The organism is Arthrobacter sp. 05N428_2 (genome assembly GCF_056397065.1).
The window spans coordinates 25,054-41,471 of the sequence record NZ_JBFTMR010000022.1; the positions used below are offsets into that span (position 1 = coordinate 25,054).

The 16,418-nt window shown below is 68.2% G+C and carries 17 protein-coding genes; 9 read left to right on the forward strand and 8 right to left on the reverse strand.

Annotated elements, in window-relative coordinates:
* Window positions 1–15: 15 nt before the first annotated feature.
* The gene (locus AC1DGI_RS16835) at window positions 16–342 is read right to left on the reverse strand and encodes a rhodanese-like domain-containing protein (protein ID WP_476899646.1); all 327 of its coding nucleotides are present in this window, start codon (window positions 340–342) and stop codon (window positions 16–18) included.
* A 283-nt stretch (window positions 343–625) separates the two neighbouring features.
* On the opposite strand from AC1DGI_RS16835, the gene AC1DGI_RS16840 reads away from it, so the two are divergent.
* The 5 genes from AC1DGI_RS16840 (at window position 626) to AC1DGI_RS16860 (ending at window position 6,347) form a co-directional block, all read left to right on the forward strand.
* A complete protein-coding gene (locus tag AC1DGI_RS16840) occupies window positions 626–2,092 on the forward strand; it encodes an amidase (RefSeq protein WP_441403084.1) in 1,467 nt (488 codons plus the stop codon).
* A gap of 82 nt (window positions 2,093–2,174) precedes the next feature.
* The gene (locus AC1DGI_RS16845; RefSeq protein ID WP_476899647.1) at window positions 2,175–3,287 is read left to right on the forward strand and encodes an alcohol dehydrogenase catalytic domain-containing protein; all 1,113 of its coding nucleotides are present in this window, start codon (window positions 2,175–2,177) and stop codon (window positions 3,285–3,287) included.
* A 243-nt stretch (window positions 3,288–3,530) separates the two neighbouring features.
* Window positions 3,531–4,928 carry a peptide MFS transporter gene (locus AC1DGI_RS16850; protein ID WP_476899660.1) on the forward strand — a complete coding sequence of 466 codons (1,398 nt, stop codon included), beginning with the start codon at window positions 3,531–3,533 and terminating at the stop codon, window positions 4,926–4,928.
* Window positions 4,929–5,066: 138 nt separating this feature from the next.
* Complete coding sequence (locus tag AC1DGI_RS16855) at window positions 5,067–5,498, forward strand: universal stress protein (RefSeq protein WP_476899648.1); 432 nt, start codon at window positions 5,067–5,069, stop codon at window positions 5,496–5,498.
* Window positions 5,499–5,501: 3 nt separating this feature from the next.
* Window positions 5,502–6,347 (forward strand): phosphotransferase, encoded by an 846-nt coding sequence (locus tag AC1DGI_RS16860; RefSeq protein ID WP_476899649.1) that lies wholly within the window; start codon window positions 5,502–5,504, stop codon window positions 6,345–6,347.
* A 63-nt stretch (window positions 6,348–6,410) separates the two neighbouring features.
* On the opposite strand, the gene AC1DGI_RS16865 is transcribed toward AC1DGI_RS16860, so the two are convergent.
* Both AC1DGI_RS16865 and AC1DGI_RS16870 read right to left on the reverse strand, forming a co-directional pair.
* Window positions 6,411–7,424, reverse strand: a complete 1,014-nt coding sequence (locus AC1DGI_RS16865; RefSeq protein ID WP_476899650.1) for a pirin family protein — start codon at window positions 7,422–7,424, stop codon at window positions 6,411–6,413.
* A 53-nt stretch (window positions 7,425–7,477) separates the two neighbouring features.
* Window positions 7,478–7,891 carry a DUF4190 domain-containing protein gene (locus AC1DGI_RS16870; RefSeq protein WP_476899651.1) on the reverse strand — a complete coding sequence of 138 codons (414 nt, stop codon included), beginning with the start codon at window positions 7,889–7,891 and terminating at the stop codon, window positions 7,478–7,480.
* Between the two features lie 108 nt (window positions 7,892–7,999).
* Here AC1DGI_RS16870 and pgm point away from each other — a divergent pair, with 108 nt between their 5' ends.
* Window positions 8,000–9,673 carry a phosphoglucomutase (alpha-D-glucose-1,6-bisphosphate-dependent) gene (pgm, locus tag AC1DGI_RS16875; protein WP_476899652.1) on the forward strand — a complete coding sequence of 558 codons (1,674 nt, stop codon included), beginning with the start codon at window positions 8,000–8,002 and terminating at the stop codon, window positions 9,671–9,673.
* Here pgm and AC1DGI_RS16880 read toward each other — a convergent pair.
* From AC1DGI_RS16880 to AC1DGI_RS16895, 4 genes are all read right to left on the reverse strand, one after another.
* Window positions 9,670–10,845: a GGDEF domain-containing protein gene (locus tag AC1DGI_RS16880; protein ID WP_476899653.1), complete on the reverse strand. Its 1,176-nt coding sequence runs from the start codon at window positions 10,843–10,845 to the stop codon at window positions 9,670–9,672. The genes pgm and AC1DGI_RS16880 overlap by 4 nt on opposite strands.
* 107 nt (window positions 10,846–10,952) lie before the next feature.
* Window positions 10,953–11,474, reverse strand: coding sequence for a 2'-5' RNA ligase family protein (locus tag AC1DGI_RS16885; RefSeq protein ID WP_441403646.1), 522 nt, complete (start codon window positions 11,472–11,474; stop codon window positions 10,953–10,955).
* 57 nt (window positions 11,475–11,531) lie between these two features.
* Window positions 11,532–12,137 (reverse strand): malonic semialdehyde reductase, encoded by a 606-nt coding sequence (locus tag AC1DGI_RS16890; RefSeq protein WP_476899654.1) that lies wholly within the window; start codon window positions 12,135–12,137, stop codon window positions 11,532–11,534.
* Between the two features lie 124 nt (window positions 12,138–12,261).
* The gene (locus AC1DGI_RS16895; RefSeq protein WP_476899655.1) at window positions 12,262–13,527 is read right to left on the reverse strand and encodes an MFS transporter; all 1,266 of its coding nucleotides are present in this window, start codon (window positions 13,525–13,527) and stop codon (window positions 12,262–12,264) included.
* Window positions 13,528–13,662: 135 nt separating this feature from the next.
* On the opposite strand from AC1DGI_RS16895, the gene AC1DGI_RS16900 reads away from it, so the two are divergent.
* Window positions 13,663–14,037 (forward strand): ClpX C4-type zinc finger protein, encoded by a 375-nt coding sequence (locus AC1DGI_RS16900; protein ID WP_476899656.1) that lies wholly within the window; start codon window positions 13,663–13,665, stop codon window positions 14,035–14,037.
* A gap of 16 nt (window positions 14,038–14,053) precedes the next feature.
* On the opposite strand, the gene AC1DGI_RS16905 is transcribed toward AC1DGI_RS16900, so the two are convergent.
* The gene (locus AC1DGI_RS16905) at window positions 14,054–14,899 is read right to left on the reverse strand and encodes an SDR family oxidoreductase (RefSeq protein WP_476899657.1); all 846 of its coding nucleotides are present in this window, start codon (window positions 14,897–14,899) and stop codon (window positions 14,054–14,056) included.
* Between the two features lie 451 nt (window positions 14,900–15,350).
* Here AC1DGI_RS16905 and AC1DGI_RS16910 point away from each other — a divergent pair, with 451 nt between their 5' ends.
* Window positions 15,351–15,968, forward strand: coding sequence for an MmyB family transcriptional regulator (locus AC1DGI_RS16910; protein WP_476899661.1), 618 nt, complete (start codon window positions 15,351–15,353; stop codon window positions 15,966–15,968).
* The coding region (locus tag AC1DGI_RS16915) for a DUF222 domain-containing protein (RefSeq protein WP_476899658.1) at window positions 15,916–16,418 on the forward strand (503 nt) is incomplete at its 3' end. The genes AC1DGI_RS16910 and AC1DGI_RS16915, both read left to right, overlap by 53 nt.

Here is a 16,418-nt window from a genome sequence, read left to right on the forward strand (position 1 = left end):
AGCGTGGTCCTTCGCTTACAGGATGACGGGCTTGAGCCCGCTGTCGGAGACGAGCGGGAGGCCGTTTTCAAGCCACTGGTCCATGCCGCCGGCGACATTCAACGCGGAGTAGCCGTGGCCGACCAGCCATTGGGCGGCGCGGAAGGAGCGGCCGCCGGTGCGGCAGATGACGTAGAGGTCTTCGTCTGGGTCCAGTTCATCGAGCCGGGCCGGAAGCTGGTCGAGGGGGATGTGCACGGCCCGCTCGGCGTGGCCCGCGGCCCACTCGTAGTCCTCCCGCACGTCCAGAAGCCGCGCCGCTTCGGGAATCTCGGAAACGGTCACGGTGTCGATGTGGCTCATGGTCGTCCTCTCCGCATAGATCAGGTCTGCCACCAGCGTATCGCCAGCGGCCGGGCGCACCCACCAGCAAGCGGCAGGTTACGCTTCTGGAGAGCGCAAAGGAGCCCCATGGCAGCACGCCCCGCGATTCCGACCCCTCGGCCCCGCCGCCGCGGGACATGTCCTCCCCCAGCCGCCACGAGTGCGCAGACCGCCACCATGCCCAACCCCGGGCACAAAGACTGGGCATGTCCCCCGGGCGGGGAACCGAGAGCTGCCGCCGCACCCCGGGGGCTGCACGTCATTGGCTGAAATCCACGACTTGTCAGCGGTCGCACTCCGCGACGCGCTGCGCACCGGTGAGCTCTCCGCACGCCAGGCTGCGGCGCACTTCCTGGACCGCATTGCGACCGAGAACCGGCACCTGGGCGCCTTCATCACGGTCACCGGCGAGCAGGCCCTCAGGGAGGCCGACGCCGCGGACAGCCGCCACGCCCGCGCAACCGCCCACCCAGCCCGCGCCGGCGGCACCGAAGGCGGCGACCTTCCCTTGCTGCACGGCATGCCGGTCGCCTTCAAGGACCTGACCGACATCGCCGGCGTGGTCACCACCCACGGCAGCGCCGCCCTCGAGCACAAGCCCGCCCCGGCCGACGGCGCCCTCGCCGCCGCGCTGAGGAGCGCCGGCGTCGTTTCGCTGGGCAAGACGCAGGTCCCGGAATTCGGACTCACTGCCTACAGCGAGAACCGGATCGCCCCGCCAGCCCGCAATCCATACGCGCTGAGCCGAAGCTCCGGGGGCTCGTCGGGCGGCAGCGCTGCCGCCGTCGCCGCCCGGCTGCTTCCCTTTGCTCCGGGGTCCGACGGCGGCGGTTCCATCCGCATTCCCGCCGCGGCCTGCGGCCTGGTGGGTCTCAAGCCGGGCCGCGGCCTGGTCCCAGCCGGGGAAAGCACCGGCGACTCCGCCGGGCTGGTGGTTGCCGGCCCGCTGGCCCGTTCGGCCGCGGACGCCGCACTGCTGCTCGACGCGCTGGTCCCGCCTCCGCCGTCCGGACACCTTCCCGCCAAGCAGGGCGGCTACCTGCGGGTGGCCGCCCAGGACCCGCCCACGCTGCGGATCGGCGTCAGCCTGGACAGCCCGTGGCAGTCGGCCTTCCCGTTCAGGCCGGAGGCCGCCGCCCTCGACGCCCTCGACGCGGGCATCAGGCTGCTGGAGGCGGCCGGACACGAGACCGGCGAGGCCGCCATCCGCTACGACAACCGCTACCCCGGCGCGTTCACCACGGCCTGGACCGCCGGCGTCGGCAGTGCCCGCATCGCCCCGCAGCGCGAGGCCCTCCTGACGCCGCTGACCCGGACCTTCCGCCGGCGCGCCCAGCAACGCAGCGCCGCAAAGCTGAACGAATCCCTGGAGTTCCTGCGGCAGTTCCGGCGGGACACGCTGGCCCAGTACGCGGCCTGGGACCTGATCCTGAGCCCCACCCTGGCACAGACGCCGCGACCGGTGGGCTGGTTCACCGGCGCCGTCCACGGGGATGGCTATTGGCCCGCCGCCGAGTGGTCAGCAGACGCCGACGACGATTACCGCAAGCAGTGCGAGTTCGCCCCGTGGTCCTCCCTGGTGAACGTCTGCGGGCTGCCCGCGATCAGCATTCCGGTGCATTGGACCGGCGGGTCACCGGGTGCCGGCTTGCCGATGGGCATCCAACTCGTAGGCCCGATGGGTTCCGAGGCGCTGCTGCTCCAAGTGGCCACGCAGCTCGGATTCTAGGCGACCTGCCGCAGGGATTTCCCGGGCCGGCCCCGGCTGGGGTTTACTGGTGCCAACGCGGTACACGACAGGAGACGGATCAATGAAGATCACCGGTGCAGTGCTCGAGGAAATCGGCCGGCCCCGCCCCTTTGCGGAGTCCAGGCCGATCAGCATCACCGAGCTGGAACTCTCCGGCCCCGGCCCGACGGAAATCCTCGTCCGCCTTGAGGCCGCCGGCATCTGCCACTCGGACCTCAGCGTCGTGGACGGGAACCGGGTGCGTCCGGTGCCGATGCTGCTGGGCCACGAAGCCGCCGGACGGGTCGTGGAGGTCGGCGCCGACGTCACCGACCTGAAGCCCGGCCAGCGGGTGGTCATGTCTTTCCTGCCGCGCTGCGAGCAATGCGCCAACTGCGCCGCCGGCGGGCGGCTCCCTTGCACCGCGGGCTCGAAGAGCAACGGCGAGGGCACCCTGTTGCACGGTTCGATGCACCTGAGCCGCGGCGCCGAAAACATCTACCACCACCTCGGCGTCTCGGGTTTCGCCAGCCACGCCGTCGTGGACCGGGCCTCCGCGGTGCCGGTCGACGACGACATCCCGGCGGATATCGCGGCGGTCCTCGGCTGCGCGGTGCTTACCGGCGGCGGAGCGGTATTGAATGCCGCGAAACCCCGGCCCGAGGACAGCATCATGATCGTCGGGCTTGGCGGCGTCGGCATGGCCGCCCTGATTACCGCAGTCTCCCAAGGCATCTCCCGGATCGTGGCCGTCGACACCCTGGCCGAGAAGCTGGAACACGCCCGGCGGCTCGGCGCCCACGAGACATACACCCCGCAGCAGTTGGCGGAACAAGGCATCAAAGCCAAGTTCGTCGTCGAATGCGCCGGCAGCGCCCGCGCCTTCGAAGCCGCTTTCGCCGCCACCGACGTCGGCGGCACGACGATCACGGCCGGACTGCCCTCTCCCGACTCCCGCGCCCAGCTCTCCCCGCTGACCATCACGGCGGAGGCGCGGACAATCGTCGGCAGCTACCTGGGCTCGGCGGTGCCCGCGCGGGACATCCCCAAGTACGCCCAGCTCTGGCGGGACGGAAAACTCCCGGTCGAGGAGCTCATTTCGTCCCGGATCGCCCTGGCGGACATCAACGAGGCCATGGACCAACTCGCCGACGGAAAGGCCGTCCGCCAGGTCATCATGTTCGACGCCGACTAATCCCGCCACCCCGCATTGCCCTATCCCTTATGGCTGCTAAATCCGGTCCGGAAGGACATCAACCGATAAGGCAACTGAAGCGGATCAAAGAAGGCGAAACACCCTGTAATTGACTTGCTCACGGCCGCCGCTGATGTGACAATCTCCCGCTGCGGTGTCAGCATTAAGCAAGTGACCACCACCCAAATCCCTAAATCCCCCGTCACTACTTCGGGCGATACCTCGTTCTTTGGCCACCCAAAGATGCTGGCCAGCCTCTTCTCCGTGGAAATGTGGGAGCGCTTCTCCTTCTACGGAATGCAGGGGATCCTCCTCTACTACATGTACTTCACGGCCGCCGAGGGTGGCCTCGAAATCAACAAGGCACTGGCTGCCAGCCTGGTCGGCGCCTACGGCGGCGGTGTCTACCTCTCGACCATCCTGGGTGCTTGGCTCGCGGACCGGATCTTCGGGTCCGAGCGTGTGCTCTTCGGCTCGGCCATCATGATCATGGCCGGCCACGTCGCCCTGGCCCTGATCCCGGGCATTCCGGGTCTGATCGCCGGCCTCGTGCTGGTCGGCGTCGGGTCCGGCGGCCTCAAGGCCAACGCCACCGCCCTGGTCGGAAGCCTGTACCGCGAGAAGGACGAGCGCCGCGACGCCGGTTTCTCCATCTTCTACATGGGCATCAACGCCGGCGCCCTGATCGGCCCGCTGGTGACCGGCTGGCTGCAGGAAAGCCAGGGCTTCCACTGGGGCTTCGCCGCCGCTGCCATCGGCATGGCCGTGGGCCTGGGCATCTACGCCCTGGGCCGCAACAAGCTGCCCGAGGAGGCGCACCGGGTGCCCAACCCGCTGCCCGCCGCGCAGCGCACCAAGTACGGACTGATCTTCTTCGGCATCGCCCTGGTCATCGCCGTGCTGCTCGCGACCGGCGCCGTGAACGTGGACAACCTGGCCATGACGATGGCGTACGCAGCCATCGGGGCGTCCGTGCTGTACTTCGCGCTGATCTTCAGCAGCAAAAAGGTCAACGCCACCGAGCGTGGCCGGGTGACGGCGTTCATCCCGCTGTACATCGCCTCGGCCGCGTTCTGGGCACTCTTCCAGCAGCAGTTCACCTTCATCGCGGTGTACTCGGAGGAGAAACTGGACCGGAACCTGTTCGGCTGGGAAATGCCGGCCGCGTGGGTCCAGTCGATCAACCCCGTGTTCATCATCATCTTCGCCGGTGTCATGGCCGCCCTGTGGACCCGGCTGGGCCACAAGCAGCCCGGCTCGGCGCTGAAGTTCTCAATCGGCCTCTTCGTGATGGGCCTCGCCTTCCTGGCGTTCATCCCGCTGGCCGGCGGGGGCAAGACGCCGCTGCTGGCACTGGTAGGGATCCTGTTCCTGTTCACCATGGCGGAACTGTTCCTTTCGCCCATCGGCCTGTCGGTGACCACCAAGCTGGCCCCCAAGGCCTTCCACACGCAGATGGTGGCCCTGTTCTTCCTCTCGGTCTCGCTGGGCACGACGCTGGCCGGCGTCCTCGCGGGGCTCTACAACCCGCACGACGAGCTGCCGTACTTCATCGGCGTCGGCGGCACCGCAATGCTGCTGGCCGTCGGCCTGGCCGCCGCCTCCCCTGCGATCAAGAAGCTTATGGGCGGCGTCCGCTGAGCTAGCTTGGTTCATCTGGCACCGTGAATCTCCGGGCACCTCGTGCCGAACGGCACTCCCCGGCTGGCCTCGGGAGTGGCACGATGGGGCAATCACGGCTGCGCCCGGAACCGGGGCCCGTAATTGCAAGGAGGAGTCATGACCGGCGACGGAAACTACAGGATCGTGGTGGGGGTGGACGGCTCCGCGGAGTCCCGTGCGGCCATGGATTGGGCCGTGGCGGAGGCCAAGCTCCGTAATGGCCAGGTCTTGGCCGTTACGGCATGGAACTTCCCCTACGTCAGCAACGGGTTCGGCCAGGTATGGAACTACCAAGGCTTCGAAACCGACGCCCGGGCCATCCTCGACGAGGAGTGCGCCCGCGTCCTGGACCAGGGGGTGGGGATCACCCCACGCGTGGTGCAGGGCAGCCCCGCTTCGGTGCTGATCGACGCCTCGCGGGACGCCGACGTCGTCGCCATCGGCTCACGCGGCCTCGGTGGATTCACCGGTTTGGTCCTCGGTTCCACCTCGACCCAGACGGTCCACCATGCCCATTGCCCGGTGCTGGTCTTCCGTGGACAAAGCTGAGCTGTGAGCACCCGAGTCCGGCCGCCGGTTGAGGTGCGTGTCTACCGCCGCGCCGCCGGCGAGGCGTCCGACGTCGAACTTATGCCCGCCGGGGATGTCACAGAAGGCGTGGTGCGGGTCGGGGACACCATCCGCCGCCCGCACCAGCCGCAAAGCCTCGCCGTGGCCGGCTACCTCGACTGGCTCGAGGATGCCGGCTTTGACGGCGCGCCGCGGTTCCTGGGCCGCGACGCCGGCGGCAGGGACGTGCTGAGCTTCGTTCCCGGCCGGTGCGCCGGGGCGCTGCCCGAGACCTGGGTACAGTCCGAGGAGCTGCTGGCCTCGGTGGCCCGGCTGGTCCGCCGCCTGCATGACGCGTCCGCGGGCTACGTTCCGCAGTCGCACCCGTTCCCGCCGCGCCCCATCCGGCAGGACCCGGCAGAACTGGTTTGCCACCTGGACGTCACGCCCCAGAACGTGGTGGTCCGCGACGGGGTCGCCGCCGGGCTGGTGGACTTCGACCTTGCCGGTCCCAGCACCGCCCTCAAGGACTCGTATAACGCCGCCATGCACTGGGTCCCGCTGCGCGACCCGGCGGACGCGTGGCCCGGCTGGGATGACCTGGATCCGTTCCGGCGGCTCCGCATTTTCGCCGACGCCTACGGCTGGGACCGGGAGGAACGACGCCGGCTGACCGGCCTTGCGGTCGACGCCGCGGAGCTGAGCTACGAGCGGATGCGCCACAACGCGGAAGCCCTTGGCGGCGGTTGGGCGCGGATGTGGGCCGAGGGCGCGGGCGGGCTCATCCTGCGGCGCCGGGGCTGGCTCGAGGCCAACGCCGCGCGGCTGACGGACGCGCTGACGGACTAGGGCCACAGGCTACGGCCGGGACAGAATCCGCCCACGCATGCTTTGCTCTCCGGAGAAGGTCACTCAACCGCGCGGGCGCAGCTGAACGTTCGGCAAAGCGGGGGCGGGCAACGGCGCGGGCGTGTCCTCGGGGAAGGGTCCGAAGCGGGGGTAGGGCGCCCCGTCCGGATAGGTTCCGCCCTCCGGTGGCGTTCCGGCTTCGGCGCCGATCTCGGCCTGCCAGGCGTCGCGGTAGGCCACGACCTCTCCATGGGTCCGTCCGATGAAGTTCCACCACATGACGATCTGCTCCCCGAGGGGCACGCCGCCGAGGACGAGCGCCCGGACCGGGTTCACACCGGCTTCCAGCACCAGGGCAGACCGTCCGGTGGGCAGGTAGACGAGGTGGTCCACCGGCACCTGTTCGCCGTCCAGCCGAAGATCGCCGGTGTCCAGCAGCACCCCGTGTTCGAAGGTGGGGTCCAATTCGAGTTCCAGCCGGGCGCCCGGCCGCAGCACCGCTTCGGAGCCCAGCAGGGCGGGTGTGTAGGTATTGACCGGAGAGGTCGAGCCTGCCAGCGAGCCCAGGAAAACGCGCAGTTCCGTTCCTTCCCCAAGGACCGCTTCCGGGGCGTAGTGCTCGAAGGTTGGCGGCATGTGCCGGGTCGACTCCGGGAGGGCGAACCACAGCTGCGCTCCGTGCAGGATGGAGGTGTCCGGCGTCGAGAACTCCTGGTGCGAGATCCCCCGGCCCGCGACCATCAGGTTCACCTCTCCCGGACGGACGACGGCGGCGAACCCGGCCGAGTCTAGGTGCGCGACCTTCCCGGAGAACAGCCAACTGACCGTCGCCAGCCCGGTGTGCGGGTGGCGGGGCACGTTCATCCCGCCGGAGGCTGAAACCAGGTCGGGTCCGTAATGGTCCACGAAGCACCAGGCTCCGATCAGGCTCCGCCGCTTCTGCGGCAGCGTCCGGCGAACATCCATGGCCCGGATTCCGCCGAGCGGCACCGCCCGCGGCGGGAGGACCTGGGCGTCGCCGAAGGTTTTCTCAAAGGCGCAGACAACTTCTTCCGGTACGGTCTCGAGGTTGCTCATGGGGCCAGTCTAGATCCGGCCCGCGGGGCCGGAACCCTGTGCGTCCGGCGCACCTACCGGGCGATGAAGTCCGCGTTGGAGAAAGCGACGCCCAGGGTCACGACCACCAGCACGGTGATGGCAATCGCGACGTAGCCCAGTACCAAGCCGGCGATGGCCGCGCCTCGTCCGTGCGGTTCCCGGTTCAGCGCCAAATGGCCAAGGACGACGGCGGCCAGTTGAGGGAGCAGGAAGAAGCCGAAACCCAGGAGGGACGCGATGCCGCAGCACAGGCTCGCGATGCTCAAAACCTTCGGCGCGGCGGCCACGCCGTAGTAGATCGGCTGGCCATAAGCGTCGGCGTAGGGGGCGGCCGGCGCGCCGTAGCTTCCAACCGGCTGCCCGAGATGCGGCGCCGTGGGCGGCAGCGGCGGGACATGGCCGTGGCCACGATGCTTGCTATACCCGGGCCTGATCTGCTCGGTCATGATTCCCCCTCGACGTGCCTGGGTCCAGAATACCGCCGCGCCGTGTCATGGCAGGCCGATTCCGGCGAAAGCATGTTGCCGGACCCGCACGTCTGGCATGCTGGTGCCATGGCTAGCCGCGCGGGCACAGTTGCCCAACCCCAAGACCTTGTTGACCTCACTGCGCTCCTGGACGCGTACTACGACGTTTCGCCGGATTTGAGCGACCCCGGGCAGCGGGTGGCGTTCGGGACCTCCGGACACCGCGGCTCGAGCCTTAAGGCGTCGTTCAACGAACCCCACATCGTCGCCATCACGCAGGCGATCGTGGAATATCGCGCGGGCCAGGGCATCACCGGTCCCCTGTACCTCGCGAAGGACACCCACGCGCTGAGCGAACCGGCCCAGAACTCCGCCTTGGAAGTCCTCGCGGCCAACGGCGTGAATGTGCTGATTGACGCCCGCCACGGCTACACGCCCACCCCCTCGCTGAGCCACGCCATCCTGACGCACAACAACAACTCCCCCGCCGGCGCTCCGCAGGCGGACGGCATCGTGGTGACCCCCAGCCACAACCCGCCCGGCGACGGCGGCTTCAAGTACAACCCTCCGCATGGCGGCCCGGCAGACACCGACGCCACCGGCTGGATCGCCAACCGCGCCAACGAACTCCTCGAGAACGGCCTGCGCGGGGTCAAACGGATTCCCATCGCTGACGCGCTCAGCGCCGAGACCACCGGCAAGTTCGACTTCCTCTCCAGTTACGTGGACGACCTGCCCTCGGTCCTGGACCTAAACGCGATCCGCGACGCCGGGGTCCGTATCGGCGCAGACCCGATGGGTGGCGCGTCTGTGGACTACTGGGGCGAGATCGGCGAGCGTCACCATCTGAACCTCACCGTGGTGAACCCCACCGTGGACCCGCAGTGGGCGTTCATGACGCTGGACTGGGACGAGAAGATCCGGATGGACTGCTCCTCGCCGTCGGCGATGGCCTCGCTGATCAACCGGATGGCTGCTGGTGCGGACGGGTCCGCCGCCTTCGACATCGCCACCGGCAACGACGCCGACGCCGACCGGCACGGCATCGTGACACCGTTTGTTGACGGACAGGGCGGGCTCATGAACCCGAACCATTACCTCGCCGTCGCCATCGATTACCTGTACCGGCACCGGACCGGCTGGAACCCGCAGTCCGTGATCGGCAAGACCCTGGTGTCCTCGTCGATCATCGACCGGGTTGCCGAGAGTCTCGGCCGGAAGCTCGTGGAAGTACCGGTGGGCTTCAAATGGTTCGTCCCCGGGTTGCTGTCCGGCGAAGGCGCCTTCGGCGGGGAGGAATCTGCCGGCGCCTCCTTTAACAAGATGGACGGCAGTGTCTGGACCACGGACAAGGACGGCATCCTGCTGGCGCTGCTGGCGTCGGAGATCACGGCGGTGACGGGTAAGTCGCCGTCGCAGCTGTACAAGGGCCTCACCGACCAGTTCGGCGACCCCGTCTATGCGCGGATCGACGCCGCAGCCACGCGGGAGCAGAAGGCCGCACTGGGCAAGCTGTCGCCGTCGGACGTCACCGCGACGGAACTGGCAGGCGAGACCATCACCGCCAAGCTGACCGAGGCGCCCGGCAACGGTGCGGCGATCGGCGGCCTCAAGGTGGTCACCGAGAATGCCTGGTTCGCGGCCCGGCCCTCCGGCACCGAGGACGTCTACAAGATCTACGCCGAGTCCTTCAAGGGCGCGGATCACCTCAAGCAGGTGCAGGCCGAGGCCAAGGCCTTGGTGGACGGGGTTATTTCCTAGCCGGAGCTGGCGGCCTCTTCCTCGCGGAGGCTGGCCGCCAGCACTGACTGGTCCCGGCCCTGGGTTTTCGCCCGGTACAGGGCGGCGTCGGCGGATTCGATGAGCGCCTTGAGGTCGGCCCGCCCGGCACCGGTAGCCGCAATTCCGTAGCTGACGGTCGGCAGCTTTGCCTCGATACCGGGCTGTTGCGACTGCAGCCGGCGGCTGATATTCCCGGTCATCTCGCCGGCGCGCTCGGGCGCCACACCGGGCAGGAGCAGGATGAATTCCTCGCCTCCGTACCGCCCCACCAGGTCCGTGGAGCGAACGGACGCCAAGCAGGCCGCGGCGAAAGCCTGAAGCGCCATATCCCCGGCTGCGTGGCCGTACCTGTCGTTGACGACCTTGAAGTGGTCAAGGTCGGCCAGCACGAGTGAGGCAGGTGTCCGGGCGTTACTCAGGCGGCGCAACTCGTTGACGGCCAGGTCCAGGAAAGCGGTCCGGTTCAAGAGTCCGGTGAGCCCGTCAAGGGTGGCGCGCGCACGGAGGTCCCGGGTCAGCTGTTCATTACTCAGTTCGACCATGGTGAAGGACGCGACCACCAGAACCATGGTCGTCAGGATTGTGGTCACAACCGACCCGAAGTAGGAGACAAAGATGGGCCCGTCGGGTCCCTCGGTGAGGAGGGTCAGCAGTCGGCCAGCGTAGAAGATGGTCAGCAGCGCCGAGCCGTAGGCGAGCGGACGGTGGACCCTGGAGTATTCGACCTCCAGCAGGAAGAGCTCACGCGAGGACAGACCCAACATGATTCCCATCATGGCCAGCATCATCGGGCCGCCGGACCAGCTGTTGGTTGCCGGGTGGTCCAGGACTGACACGATGCCGGTCACCGCCGGGCCGGCCAGGAGGTACCAGATTTTGGGGCTGTCCCGCCGGAGCGACCGGGCGCCGGCCCACATCGCTCCGGCGCCGCCAACCAGCAAGGTGTTCCCCAACGGGTTCGCCCAGACTTGGTGCGGGGTACCGTCCAGCAGATAGGACGCGGATCCGGTGAGAAAGAGCAGCAGGGCGGAACACCACCAGCCGCTGTAGGGCGAGCGGGTCCGGCGGTAGGTGATGAAGTAGAAAAGACTCAGCAAGGTCAAGGTGACCACGGCCAAGGCAACGCGGAGGGTGGCGGTGTCGAGCATCATCCCGCGGTTCCCCCAGCACGCACCCAGTTACCCCAGTATGTATCGGCGTCAGACTCTAAATGTGAACCCCAGTATGGCACCTCGGGACCGAAATGAAGAGGTTCATTTCACGGTGTGGCCTGCCAAAGCCTCAACACGCGCCGCGTGGCGTGTTCGCCGTCGGGAGCCATGTCCACCAGGGCGATCCGGTCCAGGGCCAGTTGCTCGCCTGCGCGGGGGGCTGCTTCGCCCCGGTGGGAAACATGCGGACGGTACCCGGCCATGGTGTAACCGGGGGTGGCAACCCTGCCGGGCAGGTCCTGCACGACTTCCACGAGCGCTTCATGGAGTCCCTGCAGCGCCGTGCTGGGAGCGATCAGGCTGACCGGAATGGAGCCGCCGCGGCCGAAGCCTGCCTCGTTGCCCACCGTGACGGTGCTGCCGAGCGCCGCCCTGACCGCTGCGTCCATGAGCCCCGCCACCCGGGTGGCCAGCACGTCTTCGCCGGCAGCGCTCCCGCCGTCGGCCGACGGCGCGCGATCGACGACGTCGAACTTCACCAGGGTGATGTGCAGCGGCCAGCCGTCGCGGGGGAAGTTCATCCCAGCCGTGACGGGCTCCAGGAAGGCAACCACAATGAGGTTCCGCATGGGCCCAGTCTGCCACCGGGGGCTAGTGCGGGCCCCAGGTCGTTGGAGCTGTAGCCCTTAGACGGTGCGGACCACGTCTTCGTAGGCGAACTTCGGCTTCGGTGCGCCCCAGGCGTTTTCGGCGGCGTGGCCGATGTTGACCACCAGGAAGCTCTCCTGGCTGCCATCCGGGAAGAAAGCGGAGTCGATCTTGCCGAAGTCGGCGCCCGTCATCGGTCCGGCCGAGAGGCCCAGCGAACGGACGGCGAGGATGAAGTAGCCGGCCTGCAGGTGGGCGTTGTTGTTGCCGGTGGCCGCGGCGAGGTCCGGGGCGGCGTCGTACATGGCCTTGGGTGCGTTGAAGCCGGGGAGGAAGGTGTCCCAAAGTTCGTGCCAAGCGGTGTCGGTGCTGAGGATCGCGACAAGCGGGGCGGCAGCCGTCTTTGCCTTGTTTCCGTTGGACATGCTGTCTACCAGCGTGGCGCGGGCCTCGTCCGAGCGAACGTAGGTGATGCGCATAGGCTGCGCGTTGAACGCCGTCGGGCCGCCTTTGGTCAGTTCGTAGATGGCGCGCGCCTGCTCGTCCGTGACTTCGCCGGTGAAGGCATTGGCCGTGCGAGCCTGGGCAAAGATGGCGTCCACCGCTGCGGCGTCGATTACTGCTTCTTCATGGGCGATCGTCATTCGCAACCCTTTCGCTGGGTCGCCCCGCTCCGGGGGCACGTTTGCTGTCGCTAGGTGCAACCAAGTTCCGCGTCGGCTGCTTCCCCGGGCATGTTGTGAAGTCGCACACAGCGGGCTGGGGGGCTCAGGAATTGACCGGCTCGGCGTCGCGGTGCACGTCGAGTTCCGTCGGGAACGTCGTCCAGGTCCTCAGCGGCGAGAGCATTACGGGCAACGCCGAGGACGCTGCAATGAGGGCCGCGGTCCAGAGCACGGGGGCCTCCCCGGCGAGGAGTGCGAGGAAGCCACCGGCAAGGCTGGCCAATGGCATCACACCCAGGGTGACGAGACGATAGCTGGACATCGCCCTTCCCATGAGGTTCGCAGGGACGAGCCGGGCAAGGATTCCGGCACCTGCCAGTCCGGTCAGCACCACGAAGTAGGACCAGCCGAAGCCGGAGAGCCCCACCCAGAACACTGTCGGCAGCCCGAGGGCGGGGGCCGCGGGAACCAGCACCATGCACCCGGCCCCGGCCAGGCTGGCCATGATCTTCGTCCTGCCTATTCCGAAGCTGCGGGTCACGCTTGTGGCCATCAGGGAAGCAGCGAGGCCACCGGCTGCGGACACGGCACCGAGTCCGACGACCTGGTCCATCGGAATCTGCAGGGCATTGAGAACATAGACGACCTTCGCGCCGGCTCCCCACATGCCGGCCGCATTGACCATCGCGACGGAGCACATCATGGGCCGCACTAGCGGGTTCCCCAGTGCAATTAGCAGCCCGTGGCGCGCCTCCGCCCAAAAACCGGAGGGGCCCGCGGGCCGGGCCGCCCGCACCTCGGGCAGCCCACACGTCACCACGGCGGAGAAGAAATAGGCCATCCCGGAGATGACCAGAACGGCCGGCGCTGCGACGATTGTGACGAGAACACCTACCAGGCCCGGGGCGGCGACGGCCAGCCCACTCTGGACGGCCTGCACCCTGGCATAGCCGACGGCGAGCTGATCACGGGCCAGGAGCATGGGCATCACCGCCGAATGCGCCGAGGTGAAGAAGACATCGGCCGCGCTGACGACGGCGGCGACGAGGAAAAGGTGCCAAAGGCTTAGCGATCCCGCCGCGTGGGCCACGGGGACCGTCAGAACTGCAGCCGCTCGGACGGCGTTGGCACCAATCAGGACGGGCTTGCATGGCCAGCGGTCCACCAGGACCCCCGCGGGGACACCGAGAATCAGGAAGGCCGCCACGCCCAGGGCGTTGAGGACCCCCGCTTCGAAGGCCCCCGCGCCGAGGGCCGCCACCGCGATGACCGGCAGCAGCGACCGGGCAATGTCGTCGCCGATCCCGTCCCCGATCCCGGCAATGAAGAGCCGACGGAAGGGTCCCCGCATGAGGGGCGGTGCAGGCACGTCGCCCGAATCCCGCCCATTCCGGGCACGAGGGCTACCCTTGGAGTCGGAAGCATGGCGTAAGGTCATGCCTGACAGTGTCAGGTCAAGCCTGACACTGTCAACGGGACCGCACTACTGATTTAGGGAGCACAAATGAACGAAGGCGGCAGAGACCTGCGCCAGTGCTCCTTTTGCGGGCGCGGCGGCGCCCCGGACCGACGGCTCGTAGCCGGGCCGGGAATCTGCATCTGCGAGCACTGCGTGGGCACTGCCCGTGAGCTGCTAGACGCCTCCGCGGACGGTTCGGCGCCGGCGTCCGGCTCGCTTGGGCCCGCATGGGAACAGCTGAGCGACGAGGAGATCCTGCGGCACCTGCCGGAGATCTCCCATGTTGGATCTCAGCTCGAAGGGCAGCTTAAGCGTTGGGTCGGCGCGGCCAGGGAAAGAAACATCAGCTGGTCGCGGATTGGCGCCGCCCTGGGCGTCACCCGGCAGACCGCCTGGGAGCGGTTTAAGAATCCCGCCTAAGTCGGCCGCCGACCGGTCAGGCGTCGTCGTGCTGCAGTGAGGACGAGAGCTCGCGGTGGGCGTTCGCCTGTTCGATCAGGTCGGCGGCCTTCCGCTCTGCCGTCTCGACGGCGTCGGCTCCGGCGAGGAAGCGCGACGGCGGTTCCGCCAGGGCGCTGAGGGTGATCAGGGCTGCGGCGAGCTTCGCGGGGTATCCGCCCTGCTTTCCGTTCATGGACTTCCATGCGGTGATCGTGTCCTCGGTCCGCTGGTCGTAGTCCTCGATGGACAGTTCCGGCCAGATCGAGGACGAGCCTTCGACCAGGAGTTCCGTGCGGAAGAAGCCGGGCTCCACGACGGTGGTCTTGATGCCATAGGGCTCGACATCGAGGTGCAGGGTTTCCATCCATCCTTCCAGGGCGAACTTCGAGGCGGAGTACGCGGAGCAGAAGTCAACGCCGGCCAGCCCGGCCGTCGAGGAGATGGTGATGACGTGGCCGGCGCGCTGGGCCCGCATGACCGGCAGGATGGCGCGGGTGATGTTGAGCGGGCCGAAGAAGTTAGTGTCCATTTGCTTGCGGAACTGTTCCGGGCTGATGACCTCGAAGTAGCCGGCATAGAAGTTTCCTGCGTTGTTCACCAGCACATCGATGCGGCCGAACCGGGCCAGCGCGGCCTCGGTAGCGGCCCGCGCAGCGTCGGCGTCGGTAATGTCCAGGGAAACCGCCAGGAGGTTCTGGTGTTCGCCGAGAATTTCGGTGACTTTCGCGGCGTCGCGCGCCGTCGCGACGACGCGGTGGCCGGCCTCGAGGGTTGCCCTGGCAATGTCAACGCCCATGCCCCGGGCGGCTCCGGTAATAAGCCAGACGGTGTTCTCATTCATGGCGTTCCTCTCAAAGGTGCGGCGGGCAGAGTGCCTGCCGCGGTGATTCCATTCGGTGATTCCAGTCAAGAGGATTCGAGAGAGCCGAGGCAGACCTTGTCCAGAGGGTTAACACCGGGGACCCCCAAAACGGCAACAGGCGGCGTAGCGTCGGGTTCATGGAAGAAGGAAACGAGCTGCAGCAGTTCTTGGCGAGTCGCCGGGCGCGGCTGACACCGCAGCAGGCCGGGCTGCCGGACTATGGCGGCCGACGCCGGTGCCCGGGCTCCGGCGGGAAGAGGTGGATCTCCTCGCGGGGATCAGCCGGGCGTTGCAACTGGGCGACGCCGAGCGCGCGCATCTCTTCGACCTGGTCCGTGCAGCCAACACCACTACGTGGCAAGACGCCCGGACCCGGCGACCGGCGAAACGTCAGGAAATGCGGTCCGGCGTGCAGCAGCTTCTCGACGCAATGACCATTGTCCCTGCGGTCGTCCAAAACGGCCGGCTGGATATCGTGGCGGCCAATCAGCTGGGCCGCGCCCTCTTCTCGGAGCTCTACGCCCAGGCGCGCGTCACCGGCCGAAGCGGCCAGCCTGCCAACTTCATCCGTTTCCTGTTCCTCTCCCCAGCGGCGAAGGACATGTACCTGGACTGGGATGAGGCCACCCAGCAGACCGTGGCAATGCTGCGCGCGGAGGCCGGTCGGGTCCCGGACGACCGGGCCCTCCGGCCTCTGGTCGGTGAGTTGTCCACCCGAAGCGACGCCTTCCGAACCCTCTGGGGGTCCCACGATGCCCGGCCCCCTGCTGTTCCTCGCCTACACGGCTCGACCGGGAACGCACTCTCACGACAACTTGCAACTCCTCGCCAGCTGGGCCGCAACTGCCGAAGATTTCTCTGTGGAGGATGCGCCGGAACCGAGCCGCGGGATGGACGTGCGTTAGGGATTTCGGGAGCGTCAGCGGGAGCAAAGAGCTCAGCTGGCATGCACCGGGTGCTCTTAAAATGTCTGACCCTCTTGTTTGAATTGGTTCATGGGAATCGGTGCAGTTCTCGTCTCTCGTCCGGCCGGTCGGCCGGACGGTGATGAGCGCGGTGCCGCTCCGTCGCTTGGCAGTATTTTGGGCCAGTTGCGGGAGTTGAGTTCGACGGCGGCGCAGGACGCGGCGCTGTTCGGCTTCGCTGCGGCGGCGGACTTCGCCGGCGACGTCGAGGAGATCGCCCGGACCCTCGAATACCTGCAAATCGTCGCCGCCGGCGCCGTGGACCGCACCCGCAAGGAAACCGCCGAGGGCGTCGGGACCGGCGAGATCGGTACAGGCGCGATCGGCGGGGCCGGCGGGGTCCGGGCCGGCGATGACGGGTACCGCAAGACCGGGGATTTCCTGCGGGACCGGCTGCAGATCACCGCCGCCGAGGCCCACCGCCGGCTCTCCCTGGCCCGGACCGTGCTGCCGCGCACCGGGTTCACCGGTGAACCGCTGCCGCCACTGCACGAAGAACTCGCCGCGGCCCTCGCCGCCGGGACCGTCCCGTC

Bases quoted from the DNA above. Each gene is read 5' to 3' on its own strand.
- AC1DGI_RS16855 (WP_476899648.1), top strand. From the start codon at position 5,067: ATGACCGGCGACGGAAACTACAGGATCGTGGTGGGGGTGGACGGCTCC.
- AC1DGI_RS16835 (WP_476899646.1), bottom strand. From the start codon at position 342: ATGAGCCACATCGACACCGTGACCGTTTCCGAGATTCCCGAAGCGGCG.
- AC1DGI_RS16845 (WP_476899647.1), top strand. From the start codon at position 2,175: ATGAAGATCACCGGTGCAGTGCTCGAGGAAATCGGCCGGCCCCGCCCC.
- AC1DGI_RS16880 (WP_476899653.1), bottom strand. From the start codon at position 10,845: ATGATGCTCGACACCGCCACCCTCCGCGTTGCCTTGGCCGTGGTCACC.
- pgm (WP_476899652.1), top strand. From the start codon at position 8,000: ATGGCTAGCCGCGCGGGCACAGTTGCCCAACCCCAAGACCTTGTTGAC.
- AC1DGI_RS16850 (WP_476899660.1), top strand. From the start codon at position 3,531: ATGCTGGCCAGCCTCTTCTCCGTGGAAATGTGGGAGCGCTTCTCCTTC.
- AC1DGI_RS16890 (WP_476899654.1), bottom strand. From the start codon at position 12,137: ATGACGATCGCCCATGAAGAAGCAGTAATCGACGCCGCAGCGGTGGAC.
- AC1DGI_RS16865 (WP_476899650.1), bottom strand. From the start codon at position 7,424: ATGAGCAACCTCGAGACCGTACCGGAAGAAGTTGTCTGCGCCTTTGAG.
- AC1DGI_RS16900 (WP_476899656.1), top strand. From the start codon at position 13,663: ATGAACGAAGGCGGCAGAGACCTGCGCCAGTGCTCCTTTTGCGGGCGC.
- AC1DGI_RS16910 (WP_476899661.1), top strand. From the start codon at position 15,351: ATGACCATTGTCCCTGCGGTCGTCCAAAACGGCCGGCTGGATATCGTG.
- AC1DGI_RS16905 (WP_476899657.1), bottom strand. From the start codon at position 14,899: ATGAATGAGAACACCGTCTGGCTTATTACCGGAGCCGCCCGGGGCATG.
- AC1DGI_RS16885 (WP_441403646.1), bottom strand. From the start codon at position 11,474: ATGCGGAACCTCATTGTGGTTGCCTTCCTGGAGCCCGTCACGGCTGGG.
- AC1DGI_RS16870 (WP_476899651.1), bottom strand. From the start codon at position 7,891: ATGACCGAGCAGATCAGGCCCGGGTATAGCAAGCATCGTGGCCACGGC.